21 protein-coding genes and 1 pseudogene are annotated in these 26,245 nt (G+C 62.6%); 11 read left to right on the top strand and 11 right to left on the bottom strand.

The genetic code is table 11. From position 1 onward, the window contains the following. Window positions 1-48: 48 nt before the first annotated feature. The 4 genes from ARTB_RS08070 to ARTB_RS08055 all read right to left on the bottom strand — a co-directional run bounded on the left by ARTB_RS08070 (window position 49) and on the right by ARTB_RS08055 (window position 3,680). Window positions 49-1,101: a Gfo/Idh/MocA family protein gene (locus tag ARTB_RS08070; protein WP_243178608.1), complete on the bottom strand. Its 1,053-nt coding sequence runs from the start codon at window positions 1,099-1,101 to the stop codon at window positions 49-51. After that, window positions 1,101-1,898, bottom strand: a complete 798-nt coding sequence (locus ARTB_RS08065) for an amino acid ABC transporter ATP-binding protein (RefSeq protein WP_279294091.1) — start codon at window positions 1,896-1,898, stop codon at window positions 1,101-1,103. Before ARTB_RS08065 ends, ARTB_RS08070 begins: the two co-directional genes overlap by 1 nt. After that, on the bottom strand, window positions 1,895-2,683 hold the full coding sequence (locus ARTB_RS08060) for an amino acid ABC transporter permease (protein ID WP_243178607.1): 789 nt from the start codon (window positions 2,681-2,683) through the stop codon (window positions 1,895-1,897). The genes ARTB_RS08065 and ARTB_RS08060 overlap by 4 nt, the downstream gene beginning before the upstream one ends. 121 nt (window positions 2,684-2,804) lie before the next feature. Then, window positions 2,805-3,680 (bottom strand): ABC transporter substrate-binding protein, encoded by an 876-nt coding sequence (locus ARTB_RS08055; protein WP_243178605.1) that lies wholly within the window; start codon window positions 3,678-3,680, stop codon window positions 2,805-2,807. 165 nt (window positions 3,681-3,845) lie between these two features. On the opposite strand from ARTB_RS08055, the gene ARTB_RS08050 reads away from it, so the two are divergent. Next, the gene (locus tag ARTB_RS08050; protein ID WP_243178604.1) at window positions 3,846-4,928 is read left to right on the top strand and encodes a LacI family DNA-binding transcriptional regulator; all 1,083 of its coding nucleotides are present in this window, start codon (window positions 3,846-3,848) and stop codon (window positions 4,926-4,928) included. An 8-nt stretch (window positions 4,929-4,936) separates the two neighbouring features. Here the strand turns inward: ARTB_RS08050 and ARTB_RS08045 are convergent. The 7 genes and pseudogenes from ARTB_RS08045 to ARTB_RS08015 all read right to left on the bottom strand — a co-directional run. Continuing rightward, window positions 4,937-5,173 (bottom strand): annotated as a pseudogene (locus tag ARTB_RS08045) (recombinase family protein); the annotation flags it as partial. 178 nt (window positions 5,174-5,351) lie between these two features. Next, window positions 5,352-5,594, bottom strand: coding sequence for a hypothetical protein (locus ARTB_RS08040; RefSeq protein ID WP_243178602.1), 243 nt, complete (start codon window positions 5,592-5,594; stop codon window positions 5,352-5,354). 1,669 nt (window positions 5,595-7,263) lie between these two features. Beyond that, complete coding sequence (locus tag ARTB_RS08035; protein ID WP_243178600.1) at window positions 7,264-8,772, bottom strand: NAD-dependent succinate-semialdehyde dehydrogenase; 1,509 nt, start codon at window positions 8,770-8,772, stop codon at window positions 7,264-7,266. Window positions 8,773-8,924: 152 nt separating this feature from the next. After that, entirely contained in the window at window positions 8,925-9,773 is an 849-nt protein-coding gene (locus tag ARTB_RS08030) for an alpha/beta hydrolase (RefSeq protein WP_243178598.1), read from the bottom strand. Window positions 9,774-9,874: 101 nt separating this feature from the next. Continuing rightward, window positions 9,875-11,362: a flavin-containing monooxygenase gene (locus ARTB_RS08025; RefSeq protein ID WP_243178597.1), complete on the bottom strand. Its 1,488-nt coding sequence runs from the start codon at window positions 11,360-11,362 to the stop codon at window positions 9,875-9,877. Window positions 11,363-11,395: 33 nt separating this feature from the next. Continuing rightward, on the bottom strand, window positions 11,396-12,520 hold the full coding sequence (locus tag ARTB_RS08020; RefSeq protein WP_243179585.1) for an alcohol dehydrogenase catalytic domain-containing protein: 1,125 nt from the start codon (window positions 12,518-12,520) through the stop codon (window positions 11,396-11,398). A gap of 402 nt (window positions 12,521-12,922) precedes the next feature. After that, entirely contained in the window at window positions 12,923-14,362 is a 1,440-nt protein-coding gene (locus tag ARTB_RS08015; protein WP_243178594.1) for a PucR family transcriptional regulator, read from the bottom strand. A gap of 123 nt (window positions 14,363-14,485) precedes the next feature. Here ARTB_RS08015 and ARTB_RS08010 point away from each other — a divergent pair, with 123 nt between their 5' ends. From ARTB_RS08010 to ARTB_RS07965, 10 genes are all read left to right on the top strand, one after another. Beyond that, a complete protein-coding gene (locus ARTB_RS08010) occupies window positions 14,486-15,844 on the top strand; it encodes an aminotransferase class III-fold pyridoxal phosphate-dependent enzyme (protein WP_243178593.1) in 1,359 nt (452 codons plus the stop codon). 35 nt (window positions 15,845-15,879) lie between these two features. After that, the gene (locus ARTB_RS08005) at window positions 15,880-17,136 is read left to right on the top strand and encodes a CaiB/BaiF CoA transferase family protein (RefSeq protein ID WP_243179584.1); all 1,257 of its coding nucleotides are present in this window, start codon (window positions 15,880-15,882) and stop codon (window positions 17,134-17,136) included. Beyond that, window positions 17,120-18,322 carry an acyl-CoA dehydrogenase family protein gene (locus tag ARTB_RS08000; RefSeq protein ID WP_243178589.1) on the top strand — a complete coding sequence of 401 codons (1,203 nt, stop codon included), beginning with the start codon at window positions 17,120-17,122 and terminating at the stop codon, window positions 18,320-18,322. Before ARTB_RS08005 ends, ARTB_RS08000 begins: the two co-directional genes overlap by 17 nt. Next, entirely contained in the window at window positions 18,319-18,885 is a 567-nt protein-coding gene (locus tag ARTB_RS07995; protein ID WP_243178588.1) for an aldehyde dehydrogenase family protein, read from the top strand. The genes ARTB_RS08000 and ARTB_RS07995 overlap by 4 nt, the downstream gene beginning before the upstream one ends. Beyond that, window positions 18,800-19,837, top strand: a complete 1,038-nt coding sequence (locus tag ARTB_RS07990; RefSeq protein WP_279294111.1) for an aldehyde dehydrogenase family protein — start codon at window positions 18,800-18,802, stop codon at window positions 19,835-19,837. The genes ARTB_RS07995 and ARTB_RS07990 overlap by 86 nt, the downstream gene beginning before the upstream one ends. A gap of 18 nt (window positions 19,838-19,855) precedes the next feature. Continuing rightward, complete coding sequence (locus ARTB_RS07985; RefSeq protein WP_279294090.1) at window positions 19,856-20,956, top strand: 3-hydroxyacyl-CoA dehydrogenase family protein; 1,101 nt, start codon at window positions 19,856-19,858, stop codon at window positions 20,954-20,956. Window positions 20,957-21,030: 74 nt separating this feature from the next. Beyond that, entirely contained in the window at window positions 21,031-22,242 is a 1,212-nt protein-coding gene (locus tag ARTB_RS07980; protein WP_243178585.1) for an acetyl-CoA C-acyltransferase, read from the top strand. Continuing rightward, complete coding sequence (locus tag ARTB_RS07975) at window positions 22,242-22,460, top strand: hypothetical protein (protein ID WP_243178584.1); 219 nt, start codon at window positions 22,242-22,244, stop codon at window positions 22,458-22,460. Before ARTB_RS07980 ends, ARTB_RS07975 begins: the two co-directional genes overlap by 1 nt. Window positions 22,461-22,501: 41 nt before the next feature. Next, the gene (locus tag ARTB_RS07970) at window positions 22,502-23,611 is read left to right on the top strand and encodes an FUSC family protein (RefSeq protein WP_243178583.1); all 1,110 of its coding nucleotides are present in this window, start codon (window positions 22,502-22,504) and stop codon (window positions 23,609-23,611) included. Between the two features lie 1,291 nt (window positions 23,612-24,902). Then, on the top strand, window positions 24,903-26,102 hold the full coding sequence (locus tag ARTB_RS07965; RefSeq protein WP_243178578.1) for an amidohydrolase: 1,200 nt from the start codon (window positions 24,903-24,905) through the stop codon (window positions 26,100-26,102). Window positions 26,103-26,245: the final 143 nt, after the last annotated feature.

Raw genomic sequence — 26,245 nt, 5'->3', positions numbered from 1 at the left:
TAAAGAATTGTGGCTGTACGGGTGCTGGCTCGTCCGGAAGTGATCCGGTTAGGCGAGGGCGTGGATTTTTTCGATGATCTGGAGGACTTCGAGGGACTCGGCGGGCTGAACCGGTAATGGCTCCGGGCCGCGGAGGGCTGCAGCGAGATCCCTATAGAACCGCGGGTAATTACCCTGCTCGGCCGGTACGGACACTGCGCCGCCGTCGATACCCAAGGTCCCCCAATGGGTTTGGGGTTCGACGCCGTAGGCGGGATCCGACGGCGTCATGCCGGCGGCGAGGGCCGGTTCCTGGCTGTCCAGGCCCCATTTCGTGTAGCCGGACTCGGAGCCCAGGACGTGGAAGCGAGGACCAACCTGGGCCGCCATGCCGTTCATCCACAACCGTGAGCGGACCCCGGATTCGTGGAGCAGGGACACGAAGGCCTCGGTGTCGGCCCCGTCGGGATGTCCGTGGTTGGCGGTCTCCCCGTAGCTTTCCGCGACCGGGCCAAAGAGCTGGAGGGCCTGGTCGATCAGGTGGGCACCGAGGTCGTGGAGAATGCCGCCGCCCTCGGCCAGGGTGGCGGAGTCCCGCCAGTTCCCGAAGCCCTCCGGCCGCCACCATTCAAAGCGCGACTCGAAAGTCCGGACCTCCCCCAGGGCGCCGTCCTTGAGGAGCTTTTGGAGCGTCAGGAAGTCGGCGTCCCAGCGTCGGTTCTGAAATACCGTGAGCTGCACGCCGGCGTCGGACGCCCTGCTGATGAGTTCTTCACCGTGAGCCGCCGTGGTGACGAAGGGCTTGTCCACCACCACGTGGAGGTTGTGGGCGATGGCCGTTGCGGCGAGGTCGAAGTGGGTCAGCGGAGGCGTGCCGAGGATGACGAGGTCAAGGTCTGTGGCGAGGGCGAACAGGGCCTCCGGGGTCGGGACGATCCGGGTGTCCGGGTAGAGCCTTGCAGCCTCCGAGGCGCGGTCCGGGTCGGCCGTGACGATGACGTCCAGGGAATAGGCGGGATCGGCGGCGATCAGTGGCGCGTGGAAGACTTTGCCCGAGATGCCGAACCCCACGACGGCGGTGCGGATGGGTGCCGCGGCGGTGTTTCCCTTCAGGGTCTCCATCAGAGCACTTCCGAGAGGAATCGCTGGAGGCGTTCGCTTTGCGGGTTGTCGAAGAGGTCGGCGGGCGTGCCTGACTCGACGACCTCGCCTTCGTCCATGAAGACGACCTGGTCGGCGACTTTGCGGGCAAAGCCCATCTCGTGCGTGACCACCAGCATGGTCATGCCTCGGCGGCCCAGGCCTGCCATGAGGTTCAGCACGCCCTTGACCAGTTCCGGGTCCAGGGCGCTGGTGGCCTCGTCGAAGAGCATGACTTCCGGTTCCATGGCCAGGGCTCGGGCAATCGCGACGCGCTGCTGCTGTCCGCCGGAGAGGTCGCGGGGGCGGTGGTCGGCGCGTTCGGCAAGACCGACCTCGGCGAGGCGGCGCCGGGCGCGTTCCCTGGCTTCGGCCTTGGGCATGCCCTTGACGCTCCAGAGGGCCAGCGCCACGTTCTCGAGGGCGGTGTGGTCCGGGAAGAGGTTGAAGTGCTGGAACACCATGCCGATGCGGCTGCGCAGGAGGTCCGGTTTGACCTGCAGGGCGCTCTCGCCGGCCAGGAGCACGTCCCCGCTCTTGGGTTCGTGCAGCCGGTTGACGCCACGCAGCAGCGTGGACTTGCCGGAGCCGGAGGGACCGATGATGCAGGTGGTGGTGCCCGGGGCGACGTTGAGGCTGACCTTGCGGAGCACCTCGACGTCGCCGTAGGCCATGGTCAGGTTCTTCAGTTCCAGGCTGGAGCCGTGGAACGTCTCGATGTCCGGGACTGGTTCTTTGGCGTTGCTGGTGCTGCTTGCGGTGTTGCTGGCGAGGCTCATGTGTTGCTCCCGGTGATCAGCGGTGAAGCCGCGTCGAGTTCTGTGACTTCCTTCAGCCCGCTGCTGGGTGCGGCGGGGCGGCGGCGGCCGGTGCGGAAGCGGTTATCGAAGTAATTGACCAGATGGGTCAGGGGAACCGTGATCAGCAGGTAGAAGATGCCGGCCATGACCAGGGGCGAGAGGTTGCCGGAAAGCACGGCGGCGTCCTGGCCCACGCGGAAGAGCTCGCGTTCCGTGACCAGCAGGCCCAGGAAATAGACCAGCGAGGAGTCCTTGACGATCGCGATGAACTGGTTCACCAGCGCCGGCAGGACCCGGCGGACGCCTTGCGGAACCACCACCAGGGCCATGGACTTCGCGTAGCTCATGCCCAGCGCGCGGCATGCCTCACCCTGGCCCTTGTCCACGCTCTGGATACCGGCGCGGAAAATCTCACCGATGTAGGCGCTGGCGATCAGGCTCAGCGCGATGACCCCCAGCGGGTAGGGCGAGGGACCGAAGATCGATTGGCTGAAGCGGGCGAAGCCCTGGCCGATCAGCAGGATGGTCAGGATCGCGGGCAGGCCGCGGAAGAGGTCGGTATAGATCCGGGCCGGAACTCGCAGCCATCTGGAGGGCGAGATGCCCATGACCGCGATGATCATGCCCAGGCCGACGCCGATGATGGTCGCGGCGATGGAGATGATGAGGGTGTTCAGGAGCCCGACGCCGAGGAGTTGGGGCAGAACTTCGGCCATCGCTTTGAAATCGAAAAAAGTACGGATGATGGTGCTTAACCAGTCCATGGTTGCTCTCAGACGTAGGTAGCTTGTGGAACCCGGGCGGACCGCCGGTGGCGGTCCGCCCGCTCAGGTGCCCGTCGGGCCGGATGCCGGACGTGCGTGCTTGCGGTGCGTGTGGGGACGTTTACTTGCTGGCGGACGGGCTGGGGGCCGGGCTCGCGGCCTGCTCGGCCTTGGGCAGGTACTGCTTGGGCATCGGGGAGCCCGGGAACCACTTCTGGTAGAGCTTCTTCCAGGTGCCGTCCTCCATGGCCGCGGCAAGGCCTTTGTTCAGGGCATCCTTGAAGGCGGTCTTGCCCTTCGCGATGGCGAAGCCGGCCGGGGCGTCGAAGGACGGGATGTCCGCGGCGCTGACCAGCCCGTACTGCTTCTCGTAGGCCTTGGCGGCCTCGTAGTCGAGGAAGTGGGCGTCCACGGCACCGCTGTTGACGGCCGAGATCGCGGTGTTGTTGTCTGGGAAGCGGACCAGGTTCGCGGAGGTGAAGTTCTTGACCGCGTAAGCCTCCTGCAGGGTTCCCTGGACCACGCCGAGCCGTTTGCCGGACAAGCCGTTGGCATCCTTGATGCCCGAGTCCTTGGTGGTGAGGACCGTCAGGTAGCCGGCGAGGTAGCCGTCGGAGAAGTCAACCGTTTCCTTGCGTTTGTCCGTGATGCCGATGGCGGCCACGCCCACGTCGAACTGGCCGTTGGAGACGGCGGCGAGCAGTCCGGAGAAGTCCTGGCCGGTGAAGACCACGTTGTCCACCCCGGCGCGGTGGGCGACGTCTTTGAAGAGCTCGACGTCGAAGCCGGTGAAGTTACCCTGGGCGTCCGTGAAGGTGTAGGGCTTTGAGTCGCCCAGGCTCGCCACCCGGATGGTGCCCGGCTGGATCAGTCCGTACGGGTTTTCGGCCGTCGAGGACGCCGCAGGGGACGAACCCCCACAGCCTGAAAGTGCCAGAAGCGTTGCAACAGCGGCCGCAACGATCACCCCCGGGCGAAAAATCGATCGTTTAGTCACTTCATTATTCCAATCGTGGAAGTTAGGCGGCCCTAGGCCCTCTATCTGGATCCCTTGCTGAGTCCGGTCTCAACGCTTACGATTGAGACCGGACTCACATCGGGGTTGCTAAAAAATGTAACCCACACCACAACGGCCGTCAAGGCCCTTTCGAAAGGCCGCGCAATGAGCAGTAACGGTTCGAGGCGGCGGGACGTCACGGTCGCGGATGTCGCGAAGGCCGCCCAGGTATCCAAGGCTCAGGCTGCCCGCGCACTGGGAAATTACGGTGCCGTCAGCGAGGAAGTCCGGGAGCGCGTTCTAGCGGCGGCGGAGGAACTCTCCTATCGCCCGAATGAGCTGGCCCGCAGCATGAACACGGGGAAATCACACACCATCGGGGTGGTGGTCGGTGACATCGAAAACCCCCATTTCGGCCTGGCTACTAGGGGCATCACAGACACCGCCAAGAAGAGCGGCTTCAACGTCATCCTGGTCAACACCGACGAGGACACGGCAGCCGAAATAGACGCTGTCCGGGTGCTGCTGGACAAGCGTGTGGACGGTCTGATCGTGGCACCGGCATCCTCGGTCGAAACGCAGCATCTACAACGAGTTCAGGACTCCGGCCGGCCCATGGTGCTGCTGGACCGAAAGGCCGGGCAGATGGACATAGAAACAATGGCAGTGAATATGGCCGATATTTCGTACGAGTCCACGCGGCACCTCCTGCAGGCCGGACACCGCCGGATCGCCTTCATTTCCACACTAACGACCGAATCTCCATACCGCCCCGGAATGCTGCTCGACTCCTCGCAGATCGCAGACCGCCTCGACGGCATGCAGCAGGCCTTCCAGGAGCAGGGGTTGCCCTTCCCTGAGGACCTCGTGCGGTTGAACGCCTGCGATGCGGAATCCATCCGCCGCATTACCCGCGATGTCCTCCGAGTACCGAACCCGGCCACCGCCGTCGTCGCATCCGACGGGCTCATCGCCCTCAGCATCGTGGAGGCGATCCAGGACCTGGGGCTCGCCATCCCGGCGGACGTCTCGTTCCTCATGTACGACGACTTCGCCTGGACCCGTCTGACCACCCCGCCGCTGACAGTCATCGCCCAGCCCGTCTACAACATGGGCGCCGCCGCCGCGAAGGCCCTGATCCGCAAAATCGAAGGCCTGCCTCCCCTGACCCCCGCGCCCAAGTTCACCGCCACGCTGGTCCGCCGGGGATCCGTAGGGACGCTCCGGACGGCGGAAGCCCACAGCTAACACGCAGAGCCCTTGTTGGTCAGAGCTTGGACCAGCGACCGCAGGTCATCTAGGTTGCGGGCGAGCCAGTCCATGCTGTGCACCACGACAGTGTCGCCGTCGCGGGCGAAGCGCATCAGTTCGGCCAGTTGGGGCCTGACGGTGTCTCTGCCGGAGGCCTTGTCTGTGAAGGTCCGGTCCAGTGTCCGGCCTTCGAGCTGACGCTGCTCGTTCTGGCCCAAGGTGCTCACCCGCACGTACCCGATTCGCTAACCTGCCACCGAAATCCCCCTGCCAAACTGTCAGGTTGAGATCTATGATCTTCTCGAGGTTGTGTCTAGAAATGGCGGTTTGGACCCTATTCTGACGGCCATTCGGCGGGGTGCCTGACGTCAGGTTGGGGGGTGCCCCAACTGGACGAACTTCTTCTTGGACGCACTGGTGCTAGATGCCGGTCGCTGTCCGGTAACTTGCGGTGGTGGGGGCCAAGTCTAGTTCATGCGTCTGTCCGTACGGCACCGTGGGAGATAGGCCGACGGTGAATTTCGCGTAATGATGGCGGGTGATGAGTACGCCGAAGGTTTTTTCTGTTTTGGCTGCCTTGATAGCTGTTATTAGCGCTAGCGTCAGCTGATTTTCCTTGTCTGCCGGGTTCTGGACTTGCAGATCAGCAATGATTTTTTGCATGGTTTTTCCTTCATCTGGTCGTAAGACCCGGTGTTATGGTGCTAAGCCTTAGATGGTGCTGGTGCCGCGGGCCAGTGCGCTTTGAGGGAGCACCCGGGCCGGTTCAGCGACGTGCGCTCGATTTTAGGGATGCGAGGCGGGCGAGTTCTTGTGAAACAGCTGCCATCGCTTCCATCCGCGTAGGACTGCCTCTTGTTTTCTTTGAGTATTTCCGCTTTCGGGGATTCCTGTCCGGCTTTTGGATGGGCTCACGGTTCAGCTCGTTTGCTCCGAGGCCGGCGAGGGGATCGTGGAAGATGCTTTCAGTCTCCACCAACGCTTGCCTCCTGTTTCAGGGATCGGACTAGTAGTCGTACTCTCAAATCTTGTGGGGCCGAGGGAATGAGGCCCCTCAGCAGGTCAGGGCCGCAACTTGGCAACATGAACTCTGGATGAGGGCGCTAAATCGAACACAATGGTCCAGAGGGTGTGTTTTCCACCTAGTCGTGGCATGGTTTCCCCTTGCTCCAGGTAGCGAAATGGCGCGGGGTCACCGTCCGGCCTCCACCAGCCACTTATTGGTGCAAGGTCACCGGTTGTCGCAGTGGGGCACACGTCTTGGTGCCGTTGCAATTGCTGTTCATTGGCTGACGTCATGGTTCTTTGATGTTCCTAAGCATTAGGTCGCCGTTGAAGGACGCCTATAGTCCTAAGACCCCATATCCGTGGATCCTGAGGCACTTAAAACCAGGTCCTCTCAGCTGCGAGAGTAGGAGGACCTGGTGGTTCAAGTGATCCGGTGGGGGACGGGTCCCTGCGGGATGACGTCGCGCTGTAATTCGTCGGGACAATCGGCAGGTCCCGCATTTTCTGGAGCTGGTGATCTCCAGGCCGGTTAGGTTCCGCTTACAGCCAGCTGTCGCGCTACATGCTGGCTGCCTGGCAGGCAGGTGAAGAACGGGGCTGGACGACGGGTGCGAATGGGACGACCAGCCAGTGACCGCCGTACAACTCCACGTACGAATCGGAAGGGCACTTCGCGTAGGCTTCTTCGCGCGTCATCTCGTTCTCCTTTTCACTGTGTTATGTAGTTCGTTGAGCGGTAAACGGTGGATCGGTGCTCACCTCACCCCTATGGGCGCTTGGCTCCGGCCCTGCAGTTGGCGGGTGCCGGCGCATCTCCGGATTTCAGTCCGTTTCCGGCCCGTTGCAGTAGTGGCAGCCTTCTTCGCAGCCGTCCTGCGGTTCGACACTGCTGGGAACCTGGAGGGCTGGTTTTGGACGCGGTTGGCTGCATTCGGCAGAGTGCGGCGCGTTGATCGTATGAAGGGCCGCACTGTTAGAAACGAAATCATTGCTGTCGCACCTGCATATGCGTGTGAGCATGGCTGCGTTCGTCCGCAGGGGGGAGGATGCAGTCCGATTCCAGGGCGTGGTGCTTGCCGGACCGAGGGGCGGGCGGGCCACTCCTCGGTCCGGGCCGCTGGGAACGAATTCAGGGGAGCGGGGACCTGTCCGTGACCGGGCCGCGTTTGCACGTTCCCTCCCCTGAGCTTGCTGATGAAGATTGCATTTCATCAAGATTCCTTTGAGTTTGACGATCAGGGAGATCGCTCATGGTAGAGGGGAGTTAAGTGTTGCCGCTCCGGGAAGTGCGCGGCCGTAAAGGCTGGCTTTAGGGCGTTTTCAGTTACCGGCCGGCGTAGGGGTCGGCGACGCCGATGTACTGGGTGGTGGTGTACTCGGCGATGCCCTCGGAGCCGCCTTCGCGGCCGAGGCCTGACTGTTTGACTCCGCCGAAGGGTGCGGCGGCGTTGGAGATGATGCCGGCGTTGAAGCCGACCATGCCGAATTCGATTTGCTCGGCTACGCGCAGGAGCTTGTTAAAGTCGCGGCTGTAGACGTAGGAGGCCAGCCCGTATTCGCTGGAGTTCGCGAGCCGGATGGCGTCCTCTTCGGTGGTGAACGTAGTGACCGGGGCAACGGGGCCGAAGATTTCCTGGCGGAGGATCGCGGCGTCGTTGGGCACGTTGGTCAGGACGGTGGGCGGGTAGAAGTAGCCGGGGCCGTCCGCCGGTGCGCCGCCGGTGACGGCGGTGGCGCCGGCGTCGACGGCGGCGCTGACCAACGCGTGTACATCGTCGCGGGCACCGGCATCAATCAGGGGTCCCACCTGGGTGCCGGGTTCGGTGCCGCGGCCGGTGGCCAGGGCGCCCATGGCCGCGGCGAACTTCCGAGTGAATTCGTCGGCGACGGATTCCTGGACCAGGAACCGGTTGGCTGCCGTGCAGGCCTCGCCCATGTTCCGCATTTTCGCTGCCATCGCCCCTTCGACGGCCTTGTCCAAGTCCGCGTCTTCAAACACGATGAAGGGTGCGTTGCCGCCAAGCTCCATTGAAGTGCGCAGAACGTTCTGCGACGCGTCGGCCATCAACCGTTTGCCCACAGGAGTGGAACCCGTGAAGGAGACCTTGCGCAGCCGCAAGTCCTTCAGAAGCGGTCCCGAGATGCCCGAGGCACTGGAAGAGGACACCACATTGAGGACACCGGCGGGGAGGCCGGCCTCCATCATGGTCTGCGCAAAAAACTGGGAGGTCAGCGGGGTCAACTTGGCCGGCTTCAGGACCATGGTGCATCCCGCGGCGATGGCCGGGGCCACCTTGCGGGTAGCCATGGCCAGCGGGAAGTTCCACGGCGTGATGAGCAGACACGGACCCACCGGCTTGTGCTGGACCAGGATCTTGTTCCTGCCCTCCGGTGTAGTGAGGTACCGGCCGTAATCCCGGACCGTCTCCTCCGAGAACCACCGCAGGAATTCCGCACCGTAAGTGACTTCCCCACGGGATTCGGCAAGCGGCTTGCCCATTTCCAACGTCATCAGCAGAGCGAAGTCCTCGGTACGCTCCGTCACCAGGTCAAAGGCCCGGCGCAGGATCTCGGCACGTTCCCGCGGTGCAGTGCGTGCCCACGACGCCTGCACGGCGTCGGCCGCATCGAGCGCGGCGACGGCGTCCTCGCTCGTGGCCGAGGCCAACGTAGCCAGCATCTCCCCGGTGGCAGGGTCGCGAACATCGAAAGTGCCTCCGTCGGATGCGTCCCGCCACCGACCTCCGATCAACAAACCGGTGGGGACAGAGGCAAGGAGATCGGCTTCACGCTGGCGTGAGACAGCAGTCGGATCAACGAGGGCAGTAGTCATGAAGATTCCTAAAGAACGTGAGTGACGGTGATAACCCGGCCGCTAGATTGGCGGGCTATCACCGTCCTTTGAATGACAGCTCAACGGGCTCAGGCACCGGAAGCGCGACTGGCCACATCGGCTCTTGGATGGAGGGACGTACTCGATCGAAGTCAGATAGTGCGGTCCCTGATAAAGGCAGCGACCTGGTTGACTATTTGTTCTCCACGAGGAATACGTCCCGCGGAGGTGAACAATCCGTGCGCGTACCCGGGCAGGTGCTGGTACTGGACCTCCGTGCCTGCCCGGGCCAGGGCGGCGGCGTAGTTTGCCCCCTCATCAACCAGCGGGTCGTTGTCCACAGTGATCACGTAGGTGGGTGGCAGCCCTGCGGGGAGCTGAGCCATGGAGGGACTGATACCCGGTGCAGAGCGGTCTAAGCCCTCCGGCAGGTAGTGGTCAGCGAACCAGGCGATGGTGTCAGCAACCAGAGGGAACCCATCGGTGATGCGTTCGTAGGAGGGTGATGACATAGTCAGATCCACCATGGGGTACATGAGGACCTGGCCAACGACGGGCAGGGGATCCGTTGCGGTGGCATTCTCATTGGCCAGGACTGCGGCCAATTGCCCTCCCGCGCTGTCACCGACGAGCACAGCCTCGGTCACGTCCAGGCCGTGCTCGTTGCCGGCATCAAAGAGCCAACGCATCGCGCTGCGGCTGTCGTCAATCGCGCCCGGGTAGGGATACTCCGGGGCAAGTCGGTAGTCCACCGCAATGACGGGCAGGTTGGTGAGGGAGGCCAATCGACGGCACAACCCGTCATGAGTTGAGAGGCTGCCCATGACCCATCCCCCGCCGTGGAAAAACAGAACGGCGGGGGTGGGTCCTCCGGTGTTGCGGGGGTCATAGACCCGAACCCTGAATTCCTCCACGTTGAAATCTGTGACCGACGACAGCGGGTCACCGCTCAGACCGTTGGCAGCGCAGCCGCTCTCGTAGAGCTCGCGTACCTGCTTCACAGGGTAGGAGTGAAACGGGCGCCCGCCGGAGGCCCGGAATTTCTGCAGAACCTCTGCAGCGTCCGGTGCTACGGGCCTCCCGCTGAACCGGTCGGTTTTTGTCACTTTGCGGGCCCGGATTCGGCCAGCTGCAGGTAATCGTCAAGCTGGAGGTCGTGGGTGTGGGCCCGGTATTCTTCGACAGTTCCGGACCAGTTGTTGATGACGCGGCCGTCCTCGTTCTTGTACCAGGACGAGCATTCGGAGGAGAACGCGGACTTCTGGAGTTCTTCTTGAACGTGTGCGTTGAACTTCTCGACGACCGCCCGGTCTACTTCCAGGAACCGTGATTCACCGGCTGCGATGTACTGGACAGCCTGGGCGATGTAGCGGTGCTGGGCCTCCAACATTGACACGACCGAGTTGTGGTTGAGGTTGGTGTTGGGGCCGTAAACCAGGAAGAGGTTGGGGAAGTTGTCGACGGTGATGCCCAGGTAGGCTTCCGGGGCGTTGCCCCACCGCTCGTCGAGGCCGATTCCGTCGCGCCCTGCGACGCGCATGGATCCCATGAAGGCGTGGCTCTTGAACCCGGTGGCGTAGATGATGACATCAAATTCGTGCTCGACGCCGTCAGCGGTGCGCAGGCCCCGGGGAGTGAATTCGGTGATTGCCTCTGTCACGAGCTCTACGTTCTCGCGGGTCAGGGCGGGGTAGAAATCGTCGCTCCGCAGGATGCGCTTGCAACCGAAGTCGTAGTCGGGGGTGAGCTTGGCCCTCAGTTCAGGGTCCGAGACCTGGGTCTCGAGGTGCTGGCGGGCCAGTTCGACTCCTTCCTCGGAAGCTGCGGTGTGGCGGCGGGTACGTTCGAATCCGGCTTCGCGGAATTCGTGGATTTCCTGGCGCAACTGGCGGTAGGTGTCCGGGTTTTCCTGGAAGCGGGCGCTCTCTTCCTCCGTGAAGATGTACTGGTCACGGGGGAGGATGTAGTTGGCTGAGCGCTGGAATACGGTCAGGTTCGATGCGATCTTGGCAACCTCGGGCACGTACTGAACGGCAGTTGCAGCGGAGCCGATGGAAGCGACGCGTTTGCCGGTCAGGTCAAGGTCGTGCCGCCACTTTGAGGAGTGGAAGGCTACGCCTTCGAAGGTTTCGGTGCCGGGGAAGTTGGGGATGTTCGGTTCGTTCAGCTGGCCCCAGGCAGCCACCACCGAACGGGTCAGGAACTCCGAGCCGTCGGCCGTGTGCACGGTCCAGAGGCGGCGGTCCTGGTCCCATTCAGTCGCGGTGATGTTCTGGCCGAAGTGGATGTGCTTGCCGAGCCCGAATTCCTCAACCATGGAGCGCAGGTAGCCCTGGAGTTCCTCCTGGCCGGCAAACATCCGGGATACCTTGAGGTTCAGGAAGTAGCTGTAGCAGTACACAAGCGCCTGGGTGTCGCATGCGGCACCGGGATAGGTGTTCTCGCGCCATACGCCTCCCACATCGTTGCCGCGCTCGAGGATCAGGAAGTCCTCAATGCCTTCCTGGACGAACTGGGCTCCCTGGCCTAGGCCGCCGAAGCCGGCGCCGATGATGATCGCGCTGTAGATGTGGTCATTTGTGGAGGTCATGATGTTCTCTTTTCGGAGCTGGAATGTGGGTGGTCAGGAAAAGGTAATGATTTGGCGCAGTGCGTGGCCGCCCTCGAGCGTGTCCATGGCGCGGTTGATTTCTTCGAGACGGATGGTGTCTGAGACCAGGCCTTCAACGGCCAGCTGGCCGGATCGCCAGAGCTGTTCGTAGATCGGGATGTCGTGTTCCGGGACCGCCGAGCCGAGGTAGCTGCCCACGATTGACCGGGCCTCCGCTGTGAGTGTCAGCGGGTCGATGGAGACCGACTGGCCGGGTGCGGGCAGTCCGACGGTGACAGTGATGCCGCCGGGCTTTGTCAGTGCGATGGCGGCTTCCAGAGCGCGCGGGTGTCCGGCGGCTTCGATGACGGCGTCAAACTTTTCGCCGCGTTCCAGGGCATCAGCCGAGGTCATGGCGTCAGCGGCACCGAGGTTTCGGGCGGCTTCCAGTTTTGCCGGCAAGGTATCGATACCGACGACGTGTTCGACCCCGGTGGCGATGGCCGTAATGAGTGCCGCCATGCCTACTCCGCCGAGACCGACGATGGCTACCCGGGCGGAAGGTGCAGGCTTGGCGACGTTGAGGATGGCTCCTCCGCCGGTGAGCAGTGCGCACCCGAGTAGAGCGGCGATGTGCGCCGGGACGTCCGATCCCACGGGCACCACGGAACGGCGGGAGACCACGGCATGGGTGGCGAACGCGGAGACTCCGAGATGGTGTTGGACGGGCTGACCCTCGCGGGAGAGTCTGCGGTTCCCGCCCAGCAGGCTACCTTCCGTATTGGAGGCGCTGCCCTGCTCGCACGGCGTTTTACCGTTGGAGTTGCATCCGGCGCATTCACCGCAGCGGGGGAGGAAGGTCATGACGACGCGCTGGCCCAGGGAGATGTCGTTGACGCCCTCGCCCAGTTCCTCCACAATGCCGGCTGCCTCGTGGCCGAGCAGCATCGGGACCGGCCGCGGCCGGTTTCCGTTGACTACGGAAAGGTCAGAGTGGCATACGCCGGCCGCCTCGATGCGGACCAGGATCTCGCCCTTGCCTGGACCTTCGAGCTCAAGGTTTTCCACATGGATGGGACGGGTGTCCGCGTAGGGCCGCTCTGCCCCGATGGCCTCAAGTACCGCCCCGCGTATGGTCCTGGTGCCGGTGGCCGGCATCGCGTTTGACTTCGTATCTTCGATCGTCACGATTGTCCTCTCAGTGGTGCAGTAAAGCTGTGCAGGTGAAGGTTTGTGGGGAGGGAGCGTGCGGCGCTGAGCAGCACGATGTGTGCTGCCTCATGTTGCTCATCGTTCCTCCTGCAACGGGTGTGCTCATTCCCGAGGGGAGTGTTCCTCCGACGACGGACTGTCCATTGAGAGTAGGCAGGCTGGGAGCCCGCGTCACGGTGCGGAAAGTCGATATATGTGCTTTCCTTTGTACGAAACGTCAAAAGGCGTGCGGGCACGGTTTTGCCACTGGGTTTTGTGGAGGTTTGGAGGCGGATAGGGAGAGCGCCTGGCATCAGGGATGGGGATCCGCTGCGAGCGGCCAGCCGTCCCGTGCGCGAGGTATGCGCTCTAGTCTTTATTGGTCGTCTGGAAGCGGCCTCTGAGGGCGAGCCAGAGTTGGGCTGCTACGTCGGGGTCATCCAGGTCAGCCCCCAACAGTTCCTTAGCCTGGGCGATTCGGTAGCGCACTGAGTTCCGGTGTACACCTAGTTCGCGACCGGCAGCCTCCCATTGACCGCGGTGGGCAAGGTACGCGCGGACCGTTTCAAGGAGGTGGCCGGGGCGTGCCGCCAATTCATCCACCCACTCATCGGCTGGCAGGTCGAGGCCGTGACCAACGCGTATCAGCTGTCCGGCGGGCGCTGAGGCGGCGACCTCGGCGACTTGCGCTCCAATTTCGTGGAGGCGCCGGAGAGGCATCGGGCCACCCCATGCACCGCGGACACCTTTCGGCAGCCTCGGATATGGGCTCGACGCTGGTTGCAGCACAAATGTGACGCCGGAGCGTTCGAGTACCAGACCGGACAGAGCGGGCTGCGTGACCAGATGTTCGGTATCGGGCAGGACGGCGACGAATGCTGTTTCGGGTAGTGGACCGGAATCCATCTGCTTTGCGAGGAGGCGTGCCGCGTCGTCATGTCCTTCCAGGACCAGGGCCGCGAGCATGCCTTCGGCACGCCGACGCTCAGCGGCCGCGTGTCGCTGTCCGGCTGCCCTGGCGGCCAGGAGCGTGGATGCCGTGAGGAACAAGTGCCGCTCGGCAGCTGCCAGTTGCCCGCTTCTGCCCAACGCAAGGTACCCCGAAGCCGCCGGACCGTCAGATACCGGGTAGAGGGAAGCAACACCGGATGCCAGTTGTATATTGCCCGTGGCGCCTCGCCGGGCGTTCCTCAAGATGGCAGATTCCCGTGTCAGTTCCGCCAGCAGTCCGGGTGGAAACTCAGCACCGCTGGCGGCGGACGATGGGGTCCCGTCACCTTCAGGCAGGTATGCAACCCAGGTTCCCAGGGCGCGCGACAATTCGCGCACGATCTCCGGTTCCGCGTCATCCTGGGCCGCGGCCCGCGTCAACGCCACCTGAAGCCCTAACAGAGCAGTGAGTTCAGCTTCGCCCCCTTGCCTGACAAGTTCCCAATAGGCGCGCGACACGGCCAGGAAGGGGGACTCGCGGGGAATGGTCAGAAGGGGAAGGCCGGCGTCCACGCAGGCGGCCCGCAGTTCGTCCGGCACCATCGCATGTCCTGAGCCCAATCCGAGACCCAGCGCAGCCACGCCGCCTTCCACCAGACGTTGCACATAATTTTTAGCCGCCTCTTGGCGTGCGTCTCCATCCAGGCCGGTGAGCTGCAATCCGACGGTGAGGAGAAGCTCGCCTCCGTAGAGGAACATCGTGGGATCCTCCAGCTCGGATACGTGGACCCCCGTCAGTTCAACGCGGGGGAGCGGTATGGGCCAGTAGGGCGCCAGGTCCCGCTTTGCAGCCTCAACAAGCCTCGCGAGCGTGATCATGGGTAAATCATAGGCGATCAGTTTTGTACGCTGAGACTGATCCTTGAATATCTTTGGACAGATCGTCCAACGACACGCCATCGGACTGTCCCTATGGTGGATTTCACCACACGAGGAGGACCTATGACTGTCACATCAGAACTCGCAGCAAATCAGGCCAACGATCCGGCCAGCGTTAATGCCACAGCACGCCGCCTGCTCACCGAGCTCCCGGGACCGCGTTCCCGCGAGCTGGAGACCGAACGCCGCCAGCACGTCACCGACGCATTTGGTATCACCCTGCCCGTATTCATCGACCACGCGCAGGACGCGCTGCTCGTAGACGTTGACGGAAACCATCTCATCGACTTCGCCTCAGGCATTGCCGTAACCAGCGTTGGCGCCGCAAACCCGAAGGTGGCCAAGCGCGCCGCCGCCCAGCTCGAGCGCTTCACCCACACCTGCTTCATGGTGACCGAATACTCGTCCTTCGTCGAGGTCTGCCGATGGCTCAATGAGCACACCCCTGGCGACTTCGAGAAGCGGACCGCACTGTTCACCACCGGTGCGGAGGCAGTTGAAAACGCGATCAAAGTCGCCAGGGCCGCCACTCGCCGCCCCAACATTCTCGTCTTCGACGAGGCATACCACGGACGCACGCAGCTCACGATGGCGATGACGGCAAAGGAAAACCCGTACCGACTCAACTTTGGACCCTTGCCGGGCTCTGTTTTCCGCGGACCGACCGCCCCCGCCCACACCTCCCCTGACGGACCGGGGGAGGCCCTTGAGCAGATCGAGGTGCTTCTCGCCGAAAACGGCGCGGAAACCTTCGCCGCCATGGTCATCGAACCGATCCAGGGCGAGGGCGGGTTCATTCTCCAGGCCCCCGGATTCCTCAAAGGCCTTCGTGAAATCGCTACCCGCCACGGCATCGTGCTGGTCATCGACGAGATCCAGGCCGGCATGGGCCGGACCGGAACGCTGTTCGCGTCCGAGCACGACGGAATCGCCGGTGACATCACACTGACCGCTAAGGCCCTCGGCGGCGGCCTGCCGCTTTCGGCCGCTACCGGCCGTGCCGAGCTTATGAACGCTGTCCACACCGGCGGCCTTGGCGGAACCTATGCTGGCAACCCCGTAGCCTGTGAGGCCGCTCTGGCCGTGTTCGAAATTCTAGAAGACGGCACCCTTTTGGAGAACGCCGTTGCCATCGAAGCCGCGGTGCGTCACCGTCTGGAACCACTCGTCGCACTGGACGGCGTCGCGGACGTTCGCGGCAGGGGTGCGATGATGGCGATCGAGTTCAGCGACGCCTCCGGACCCCGCAAAGACCTTGCCACCGCGGCGGCGAAGGCTGCCAACGCTCATGGTGTCCTGACTCTTACCTGCGGAACCAACGGAAATATCATCAGGCTGCTCCCTCCGCTCGGGATCGAGGCGGACGTCCTTGGCGAGGGCCTTGCGGTGCTGGAGGCATCCATTCGGTCGGTATTGTCATGATTTTCCGGGGACGGGTGGACCGGGCGGGGTCAGCTATGAGGTCGGGAGCGGGCTCCGGCGCGCCACTTGATGGGATTGTCGTCGCCGATTTCTCACGCGTGCTTGCCGGTCCGCTCGCGACCATGACCCTGGCTGATCTCGGTGCCCGCGTCATTAAGGTTGAGCGGCCCGGAACCGGGGATGACACCCGGGCGTGGGCGCCACCTTCCTCAAAGACAGGTGCGACTTACTTCGAAAGCGTTAACCGGAATAAGGAGTCTGTCACCCTTGACCTGACCGACCCCGGGGACCTGGGGCTCGCCCGGGAACTGGCACGCCGCGCCGACGTCTTGGTGGAGAACTTCAAACCCGGCGGGCTCGCCAAACTGGGCCTGGGATATGAGGTGCTGGCCGAGGAGAATCCCGGCCTGGTGTACGCATCAATTTCGGGCTTCGGCTCGGAAGGCGGCCGTGATCTGCCCGGGTACGACTTCATAGTTCAGGCTGTCGGCGGACTGATGAGTATTACCGGCGACCCGCAGGGCGACGCCTACAAAGTAGGCGTCGCCCTGGTTGATGTACTGACAGCGAAAGATGCCACGATCGGCATCCTCGCCGCCCTTTCAGAGCGCAATTCAACGGGTCGCGGCAGGCGGATCGAGGTCAATCTCCTCTCAAGCTTGCAGGGCGCTCTAGCCAACCAAGCTCAGGCGTACCTAGGAGCCGGTGTTACTCCTACGCGACTGGGCAACGACCACCCTTCCATCGTCCCGTACCAGCTTCTTGCCACGAGTGATGACCCACTGGCCGTTGCCGTGGGAAACGACTCACAGTTCGCCAAACTCTGCAGCGCCATCAGCAATCCGGAGCTGGCCGCTGATCCCCGATTTGTCACCAACTCAGCGCGGGTCAAGCACCGCCGGGAACTTGTCCAACTGCTGGAAGACGGGCTCGCACGCGCCGGAGCGACGGAATGGCAGGACCAGCTCGTTTCTGCGGGAGTACCCGCCGGCCGCGTGGCCAGCATAGATGAAGGCATCGCGTACGCCGAAACATTGGGTCTGGAACCGACAATTCAAGTCCATGACACAGACGGGAACGTCACCGGCCGCCAAATCCGCCATCCGATCACCTGGACGCCGGCGCTGCCACCGCGGACCCAGGCCCCACCCGCTCTCGGCGAGCACACCGAGGAAGTGCTGGAGTGGCTGCGTCAGACCAAAAGCAAGACGTTTACCTCCACCCCTCAAAGTGCCGCCCGTTCCCAAGTCGTTTATGCCCAGGAGGGACCACATCATGACTCTCGCCCCTAGTTCGGCCGACATCGAGGCCGTTACCGCACTCGAACCTTCGGACCTGATCTCTTTCGATACTCTCCTCACGGATGAGGAGATTGCACTGCGCGACCGGGTCCGGACCTACGTTCGGGAGGAGATCAAACCGAACATCGCCACCTGGTACGAAGAGGCCCGGTTCCCGTTGGAAATCGTCCCTGATCTCGCGAAACTCGGCCTGCTTGGAATGCATTTGAAAGGATACGGCTGCGCCGGGGGAACCGCAGTGGACTATGGGCTGGCTGCTGCCGAACTAGAGGCCGGTGATTCAGGCATACGCACTTTCGTGTCCGTGCAGGGCTCTCTGGCCATGTCTGCGATCTCCAAGCACGGTTCCGAGGAACAGAAAGAGGAATGGCTTCCCCAGATGGCTGCTGGTACGGCCATTGGATGCTTTGGCCTCACGGAACCCACCGCCGGTTCGGACCCCTCTGCCATGGCCACCTTTGCCCGCCGTGACGGCAGGGACTGGATACTGACCGGCACCAAGCGGTGGATCGGACTCGCCAACGTGGCCCAGGTGGCAGTTATCTGGGCCCAGACGGACACTGGCGTACGCGGATTCGTCGTACCAACCAAAACTCCCGGCTTCACCGCCACACCGATCGAACCAAAGCTGTCAATGCGTGCTTCTGTTCAGTGTGACATCACCCTGAATGACGTACGTCTGCCTGCCGACGCGGTCCTGCCAAATGTCACTGGCCTCCGCGGCCCTTTCGCCTGCCTCAACGAGGCACGTTATGGCATTGCCTGGGGCACCATGGGTGCCGCGCGTGACGCCTTCGAAGATGCCCTAGATTACTCCAAGCATCGGCTGCAGTTCGACCGGCCGTTGGCCGGTTATCAGTTGACTCAGCAGAAGCTCGTGAACATGGCACTCGAGATCAACAAGGGCTTTCTTCTGGCCCTGCACCTGGGACGGCTCAAGGATGCCGGCAAGCTGCAGAACCATCAGATCAGCGTGGGCAAACTGAACAACTGTCGCGAAGCGATCGAAATCTGCCGCGAAGCACGCACCATCCTGGGCGGAAACGGGATAACCCTCGAACACTCGCCCCTTCGCCACGCGAACAACCTTGAATCCGTTCGTACCTACGAAGGCACCGATGAGGTCCACACCCTCATTCTTGGCCAGAAGCTAACAGGTATAGGAGCCTTTCGGTGAGTGCCCCCGTAGCTGCGCCGGCCACGTCAGGCACCGCCCCTGGTGCGACGGAGACGGCGCAGCTCCGGCTCCTCATAGACGGAGACTGGGTAGCAGGCAACGGCGGCCACCTCACTTCTGTAAATCCCAGCCGCCCGGAGGAGAGCGTCGCCGAAGGCGGCACCGCCGTCCTTGCGGATCTCGACAGGCCCGTCCTGGCAGCGCGCGTCTCACAACGGGCATGGAACCGCACCCCGATCCACGAACGCGGCGCCGTCCTGTCTCGGGCCGCCGCAGCCCTTGAGTCGCAAGCTGGCGTACTTGGCCTCGAACTTTCCCGCGAAGAAGGCAAGACCCTCACCGAGGGAAGGGCAGAGGTGCTGCGTGCAGCTCAAATTCTGCGCTACTTCGCCGCAGAGGGTGACCGCGTGGCCGGGGAGCACTTTGCTTCGCCTCGGCGCGGGGAACGTATCCTCGTAACTCGTAACTCGCAAGCCGCTGGGCGTAGTCGGCATCGTCACCCCGTTCAATTTTCCGATCGCCATCCCGGCATGGAAGATCGCGCCCGCCCTGGTGCACGGTAACGCGGTGGTGTGGAAGCCGGCTTCCACCGTCCCGCTTCTCGCCATGAGCTTAGCCGAAGCGCTCGTTGCCGCCGGGCTGCCCGCGGGCGTACTTAACCTTGTCGTTGGGCCCGGCTCTCTCGGGACTGCCCTTGTTCAGAGCCCTGGCGTGGACGCCATGTCCTTTACCGGCTCCTCAGGGGTCGGACGTGCACTGGCGGCCCAAGCTGCCGTCCGGGGAATTCCCATGCAAGGCGAAATGGGGGGCAAGAACGCGGCGCTGGTTCTGGACGATGCTGACCTGGATCTAGCCTCGGAACAGGTGCTTTTCGGGGCGTTCCGCTCCACTGGACAGAAATGTACCGCAACTTCACGGCTCATTCTCGCGGACTCCATCGCCGACGAATTCCTGGAGCGCCTCACGCTCCGGCTCAGCGGCTGGCTGACCGGGGACCCCGTTGACCCAGAAATACAGATGGGGCCTGTGATCAACGAGGCGGCACGCAGGTCCATCACGAGCGGAATCAATGCAGCCGTAAAAGCCGGTGCGGTCGCCATCGCCGGAACATCTGCCGAGAATCCCTTTGCCGGTACTCCCGGCGCCTTCATCGCACCGACTGTGCTGGAGCTCCCCACTGGTCAGGCCGGATCTACCAACCTCGCCTGGCGAGAAGAACTTTTCGGCCCCGTCCTGGCGGTCCGCCGCGCCGCGACCCCCGAGGAGGCGTTCGGTTTGGCCGAAGAGTCCGACTTCGGCTTGTCCGCAGCATTGTTCACCCGTGACCTTGCGACAGTGCTGGAAGCAGTCGACGCCCTCGATGTGGGCATCCTTCACCTCAACTCGGAATCTGCTGGTTCGGATCCTCACGTGCCGTTCGGCGGATCAAAGAAGAGCAGCCTCGGGCCCAAGGAACAGGGCGGCGCTGCCAAAGACTTCTACACACACACGACAACGGTCTACCTCCGCGGGTAGGCACAGAAGCAGGATCAGATGTCTCACAGTCTTTCAACGGCTGACCCCGTGCCGGTATCAGCCGAAAACCCGGGGCGGCCGAAAACTATTAAAACCTTCGGCGTCGTCGGCGCCGGTCTCATGGCGAGTCAGCTCGGCCTTCTGGTCGCGGACAAGCTCCGCATCCCGGTCCTCATCAGCGATCTTTCCGCCGACCGGGTGTCCGCAGCCCTCCACAGGATGCGCGGACACCTTGATCGGCAGGAGTCTCGAGGCAGGCTTCAACCAGGCGAGGCAGCGGAAATCGCCGGTTTGATCCGGGGCACCACCGATCCCTCGGAGTTCAGGGGGTGCGACGCCGCCATCGAGGCCGTCTTCGAGGACCAAAAAACCAAACGCAACGTATTCCGGCAGCTGGAGGAGTCCATCGGGCCGGATGCCCTCCTGCTCACCAACACGTCCTCGCTTCCGGTCACCGGCATGGCCCGTGGCCTCAGGCACCCCGAAAGGGTGCTCGGGTTCCACTTCTTTAATCCGGTCGCTGTCCTCCCGCTCGTCGAATTGGTCCGCACCCCGTTCTCATCGGACGCCGCTCTCTTCACCGCATCGGATCTCGCCGTAGGTCTGGGCAAGACAGCCGTACCTGTCGCTGACACTCCTGGCTTTGTCGTCAATCGGCTACTCACGCGCCTGTTTAGCGAAATACTGGCCGAAATCGATATGGGCGGGGAGCCCGCTACCGTTGACCGCTCCCTGGAACCGTGGGATTTGCCTATGACGCCCCTGCACCTGATCGGCTGCATCGGTCCCGCGGTGCAACGGCACATCTGCGACACGTTGCACCGCGCTTACCCCGATCGTTTCGGCCGGTCAGCTGCTCTCACGGCGGTCGTCGAAGCCGGACTGCCGGGCTTCTTCGATGAAAACGGCAAGGTTCCGCCGGCAGCCCTGATCCTGCCCCCGGAGCCGCACGAAGTTGACCCGGACCGGGTACGGCGTCGCGTCCACGATGCCCTGGCACAAGAAGCCCAGCTGATGCTGGACGAGGGCGTCGTCGCTACGTGGGGGGACATCGACCGCTGCGTGACTCTCGGTGCCAACTTCCGGCCCGGCGGTCTTACCCGACTCCTCGCTACATGACCGCGCATAACCGTTCAAAACGAAGAACGGCCATTTTTCGGGCCGTCGCCACCAACAATCCCGGAGCAACCGCAGTGAAAACAGAATCCAACTTCCGACGAGTACCCGATCCAAGGGATGTCGTCATCGTCGGCGCAGCACGCACCGCTCAGGGACGACTCCTGGGCCAACTGGCACCACTTTCCGCCACTGAACTGGGCGGAGCAGCCATCGCTGGCGCCCTTGCACGGTCCGGCGTACCGGCAGGCACCGTCGATGCCGTCATCATGGGACAAGTTCTCCAGTCAGGGGCCGGACAAAACCCTGCCCGGCAGAGCGCAGTAGCCGCGGGGATTCCCCTGAGCGCACCCGCAGTGACAGTCAACAAAGTGTGCCTCTCGGGACTGTCGGCCATCATTGAGGCCGCCCGAATGCTACGCCTCGGCGACGCAGCCGTCGTCGTCGCCGGCGGCCAGGAGTCGATGAGCCAAGCCCCCCGCCTTGTCGCAGGAACACGGACCGGGAATCTATACGGGGCGCTTACTCTGGTGGACGCAGCTGCCCAGGACGGCTTAACAGATGCATTCGACCACGAGGCCATGGGCCTGGCCACTGACCGCGCGAACTCCGCACTTGGAATATCACGTGCAGCCCAAGACACCGTCGCCGTTACCTCCCACTTGCGAGCAGCTGCCGCCCAAGAGTCAGGCGTGTGGGCCCAGGAAATTATCCCTGTGAAGGTTCCCACACGAACTGGCATCCTCGAAGTCACCCAGGATGAAGGCATCCGCCCCGATGCTTCACAGGAGTCGCTGGCCCGTCTGCGCCCCGCATTCTCTCCGGACGGGACTGTGACGGCGGGCAACGCCTCACCTTTGACCGATGGCGCCGCGGCAGTTGTGCTGACCACTCGGGAGACCGCCCAGAGACATGGATGGGATGTCCTCGCAGTCCTTCGGGCCCACGGACAAATCGCCGGTCCTGACACATCCCTGCCGGACAAACCCGCTAAAGCCATCCGCGCCGCTCTGGAGCGCGAAGGCTGGCCGGCCGAAGAACTCGACCTGGTTGAGATCAATGAAGCCTTCGCTTCAGTTGCTTCGCATTCCGGTGGACTGCTCGGCGTGCCCGAGGATCGGATCAACATACACGGTGGCGCAGTTGCCATCGGACACCCAATCGGCGCTTCAGGGGCCAGGCTGGTTGTCACGGCCGTACACGAACTCATCCGCCGTGAAACGGGCCGGGCCGCCGTTGCACTATGTGGGGGCGGGGGCCAGGGCGACGCACTGCTCCTGGAACGCTGATGTTCGAGCAGTGGCACGCCATCTCACACCTCCGCCAGACAGCAAGCTGGCAGAACCATGTGGGCGACATCGTGGAGATCCGTCGCAACGAAGACGTAGTTCGCCGGGGGATCGTCGAAGAAGAAATGCCGGACGGCTCAGGCCTATGGTTGGCCGCCGATGTCACTGATCGCCGGGAGTACTTCCACAAAGATCTTGGCTACGTGCTTTGGGTCTAGTGCAGAGCAGACAATCAGCGATTTGGTGAGGAGCAGGGTCCGTGAAACATCACGTCCGAGCACTCCACAGCTTTGCGCCTCCAAGCAGGGATCACTTCTCGGCCCTACGGGTCTGCACAGGCCTGGCAATCCCATCGTTGACTCTACTGATGTTCAGACACCCAGAGCTGGTTATCTACGCCCTTTTTGGCGCGCTGACTGGCATGTATGGCAGGACCGAACCCCACCAACTCCGTCTCCAACACCAACTGCAGGCAGCCGGTATGCTCGTGACCGGCGTGATGATCGGCACCGGGTTGTCGGTTAGTGGACTCCATTCCTGGTGGCTCGTGGGCGTCGAAACACTCCTGGCAGGAGTGGGATCGCTTGTCGCGGACAGGCTGAACTTTAAGCCGAGCGGACCCTTTTTTGGAATCCTCGCCCTTGGGGCATGTGCCTCGATCCCCACAACGGTTCCATGGCTCTTTGCTGTGCTCATCGGCGTGGCTTCAGCGGCCACTTCTATCTCCGTCGGTTTTCTTGGCTGGATACGGGAAAGGGCGTGGCGACCCAATGGAACCCGAAATACGGCAGCCCTTGCCGGCCCTCGAAAACAAAGGGCGTTCATCCATGCCGGACGCTACGTCCTTGCGGTCGGCACGGCTGGAGCCGCTGGCGTGCTTAGTGGAAGCGCGTACCCGCATTGGGCCATGGCGGCTGCGGCGGTACCGCTTGCCGCGACATATCTGGCCGGCGGCATTTATCGCGGAATCCACAGGGTTGTGGGAACGCTTCTTGGCCTTGTCATCGTCGCAGTCCTTCTGCTGCCTTCGCCTTGGCAGCTGGACGCACAGAGAGACGCACCTGCGCTGGTGATTGCCATCATCTTCTTCCAGTTCACCACCGAACTTTTCATGATGCGCCACTACGGCCTGGCCATGGTGTCGTTCACACCGGTGATACTTCTCGTTACCCAGCTCGCTGCACATGCGGACCCCTATGTCCTCCTCTCCGAACGCGGCGTCGAGACACTGATCGGTGCAATCGTAGGGATCATCGTCCTGATTATCTCTGGAGATGACGGTCACAAAAGACACGCTATAAGTAGAGGAGAGGGTCACCCGCTCAGCAGCGGGTCCTACCAAACTGAAGCCCAGCTTCCAGAGAGGTGACATGTCAAGGAGCGCTGGTTCTGTGGGCACTCCACAAGGCGGCGCACAAATACCGTCGGTCCCTCCTGATGAGAACGACAGCGACAGAACCGAGTCTGCTGGCTCATAGGATTCTTGCCAGCCGCAAAAGCGCCGGGCGACAAGTGAAGCCTGCAGGAAACCGGCGCAGTTCTGCTAGCGGTTCTGAGCGCCGTATGCGGCCCTGTGCGTCGATTCGGCCGGCCGCCGATCGGCGTGCTCCTGCTTACCTGCCAAGCCTACCCACCCGGACTGCTGCGCACCGGCAACAGACGAGGAAGTACCGGGCACTTCTTCAGGTGATCCGATACGCCGGGAGGTGTTCTTGCTTTGAACTAGAATTCTGCTTTTCATGAGCTTTTCTCTTCTCTCAATCTGTAGGTGAAAGGGGGAACGACAAGACGTTGCACGTCAGGAGTATGTGCTTCGGGAGCTGGCTCTTACCGAAGGGGGCACATTGCGAACGAGCGTCCACACGGTCTGTGAGCCATGCAGCGGAGGCATGATCTCTCCTTGCTGCAGGTAACGGACGAGGAGGGGATCATTTTCGGGTCGCCACCAGCCACTGGAAGGCGCGTGATGCCCTGTTTTTGCGTCGACGGTCAAACTGTCTGAACGATTCACCTGAAGCTGCAGCATGAATATGCCTTCCTTCGCGTGGTTTCGATTGCGAACACCTGAACATGGATGCCGCTTTGGAGAATCAGGCTGTCCCCTGATCGTAGGGAAGCCCCAAACACGAGTCACCGTACAGTTCGTCAAAACATCCGCTTTTGTCTGTACTGATCGCCGGAATTGCCCATCATTGCTCTCCCTGCCATCGATAGAGTCCCTTCATGGCAGAGTTGAGATGTACACAGATATCCTCGGACGACTACGAGGCCCGCGGAGGTCAGAGCCCGATATTTTCGCTGTATTGATCTCAAGCCTGGTCAGACCCCCGGACGTTTTTCTCCGTAGACACCGAAATTTTGGGCTTCAGATTTTCTCGAGCTGACCCTGACACATTCGATGAGCGCCGGGTTCCCGCCCAGGGGATATCTAAACGAAGTGGTGCAGCGCTTAGCTTTCCGGCGAGCAGCTCCTGCACCAGCAGCGCTCACCCGTCGTGCTGCTCTATTGGGCATAGGCTGAGGTGCCTCGATGGTCATCACTCCAGCAAGCCAACAGAGATGTCGGATGGTTCGACCTTTCTGAGGCAGCCAGGGCCGACTCGTTATTGTCCTGCCTAAGCAGGCGATACTCATGAAATCAGGAAGGCACAGCAATCGGTATGGCAAGTCTGCGCACCGCCCTTGCAGAAGGCGTCAAGGAGTGGAAGTCGCAGGTTCAGGCAATGGCCCACGAAATCCACTCCAACCCCGAGGTGGCTTTCGAGGAGGTCCGTTCGTCCGAGGCAGCAGCGGCGCTGCTGGCCACAGGCGGCTTCACAGTTGAGCGTGGCACTGGTGGCCTTCCTACAGCTTTTACAGCCACAGTGGGGAGCGGCGATCTGAAGGTGGCATTGTGCGTGGAATACGACGCGCTTCCCGACATTGGACATGCGTGCGGGCACAATCTGATTGCAGGTGCCTCCGTCGCCGCGGCCCTTGCCTTGCGACCCTATGTAGACGAGCTCGGCATCACGCTAAAAGCCATTGGAACCCCTGCTGAGGAGAGCGGCGGCGGTAAGGTGCTTCTTCTTGAACGTGGAGCGTTTGACGGTATCGGCCTCGCCCTGATGGTCCATCCAGTCCAGGACGGATTAACCTATAACCCAGCAGGTACCAGCGCCCAGGCGATGGGCAGGTATAAGGCGATATTTATTGGAAAGGCCGCCCATGCGGCAGCAGCACCCCATCTGGGAATAAACGCTGCAGATGCAGCTGTGCTGAGCCAAGTCGCCGTAGGGTTACTGCGCCAGCAAATACCTGGAGACCACCGAATAGCTCTATTTGTAGCTGAGGCCGGGCACGCCACGAACATCATTCCGGAACGGGCGGTAGTCGAGTTTGAGTGCCGAGCATTCACCCTAAGGGAATATGAAGCCTTGCTTGAGCGCGTCCGCGGCTGTTTCGAAGGAGCCGCCCTGGCCACCGGAACAACGCTGACCATTGAGGCTACAGAACCCGCATACGAACCGTTAGTGCAGGACAACGCCCTTGCTGCACACTGGACTGACGCCATGTCCAGGTTCGGCAAGGAGACAACCAGCTCCGCCGGCATGAGCGGTGGATCAACTGATATGGGCAACGTCTCCCAGGTAATTCCTACCCTGCATCCCTGGCTGAGCATCCCTGGAGCGAACGTACCAATCCACTCACACGGGTTCGCAGCATTTGCCGACTCCCCTGAGGCGTACAGCGTGATGTTCGAGGCAGCCACTGCACTCGCCTGGACCATAGCTGACTCCGCGACCAGCCCCAATGAACGAGAACGCTTCATCAAATCGGCATACAACCCTCAGGCTTCTACACGGGAAAGATTGTCATGAGGTTCGTCGGGGCAACTCCAAACTCGTCTTAGCCCTTTACGTCCTTGCACCTCAGCGCGACCGCGGAGGGTTGGCTTTGACTAGCTCTCAGGGCTGCCAGCCACTTCCGCCGAGACCTGCAGAGTGATTCGATCTCCGGTGCC

It is taken from the genome of Arthrobacter humicola, assembly GCF_022803015.1.
GTDB classification, from domain to species: Bacteria; Actinomycetota; Actinomycetes; order Actinomycetales; family Micrococcaceae; genus Arthrobacter; species Arthrobacter humicola_A.
Note: the sequence above shows the minus strand (reverse complement) of the source record. Positions and strands in the feature narration are given on the sequence as shown.

Excerpts from the sequence above, each read along its gene's own strand:
- ARTB_RS08070 (WP_243178608.1), bottom strand. The coding sequence starts at position 1,101 with ATGGAGACCCTGAAGGGAAACACCGCCGCGGCACCCATCCGCACCGCC.
- ARTB_RS08065 (WP_279294091.1), bottom strand. The coding sequence starts at position 1,898 with ATGAGCCTCGCCAGCAACACCGCAAGCAGCACCAGCAACGCCAAAGAA.
- ARTB_RS08060 (WP_243178607.1), bottom strand. The coding sequence starts at position 2,683 with ATGGACTGGTTAAGCACCATCATCCGTACTTTTTTCGATTTCAAAGCG.
- ARTB_RS08050 (WP_243178604.1), top strand. The coding sequence starts at position 3,846 with ATGAGCAGTAACGGTTCGAGGCGGCGGGACGTCACGGTCGCGGATGTC.
- ARTB_RS08040 (WP_243178602.1), bottom strand. The coding sequence starts at position 5,594 with ATGCAAAAAATCATTGCTGATCTGCAAGTCCAGAACCCGGCAGACAAG.
- ARTB_RS08035 (WP_243178600.1), bottom strand. The coding sequence starts at position 8,772 with ATGACTACTGCCCTCGTTGATCCGACTGCTGTCTCACGCCAGCGTGAA.
- ARTB_RS08025 (WP_243178597.1), bottom strand. The coding sequence starts at position 11,362 with ATGACCTCCACAAATGACCACATCTACAGCGCGATCATCATCGGCGCC.
- ARTB_RS08020 (WP_243179585.1), bottom strand. The coding sequence starts at position 12,520 with ATGCCGGCCACCGGCACCAGGACCATACGCGGGGCGGTACTTGAGGCC.
- ARTB_RS08015 (WP_243178594.1), bottom strand. The coding sequence starts at position 14,362 with ATGATCACGCTCGCGAGGCTTGTTGAGGCTGCAAAGCGGGACCTGGCG.
- ARTB_RS08010 (WP_243178593.1), top strand. The coding sequence starts at position 14,486 with ATGACTGTCACATCAGAACTCGCAGCAAATCAGGCCAACGATCCGGCC.
- ARTB_RS08005 (WP_243179584.1), top strand. The coding sequence starts at position 15,880 with ATGAGGTCGGGAGCGGGCTCCGGCGCGCCACTTGATGGGATTGTCGTC.
- ARTB_RS08000 (WP_243178589.1), top strand. The coding sequence starts at position 17,120 with ATGACTCTCGCCCCTAGTTCGGCCGACATCGAGGCCGTTACCGCACTC.
- ARTB_RS07985 (WP_279294090.1), top strand. The coding sequence starts at position 19,856 with ATGTCTCACAGTCTTTCAACGGCTGACCCCGTGCCGGTATCAGCCGAA.
- ARTB_RS07975 (WP_243178584.1), top strand. The coding sequence starts at position 22,242 with ATGTTCGAGCAGTGGCACGCCATCTCACACCTCCGCCAGACAGCAAGC.
- ARTB_RS07965 (WP_243178578.1), top strand. The coding sequence starts at position 24,903 with ATGGCAAGTCTGCGCACCGCCCTTGCAGAAGGCGTCAAGGAGTGGAAG.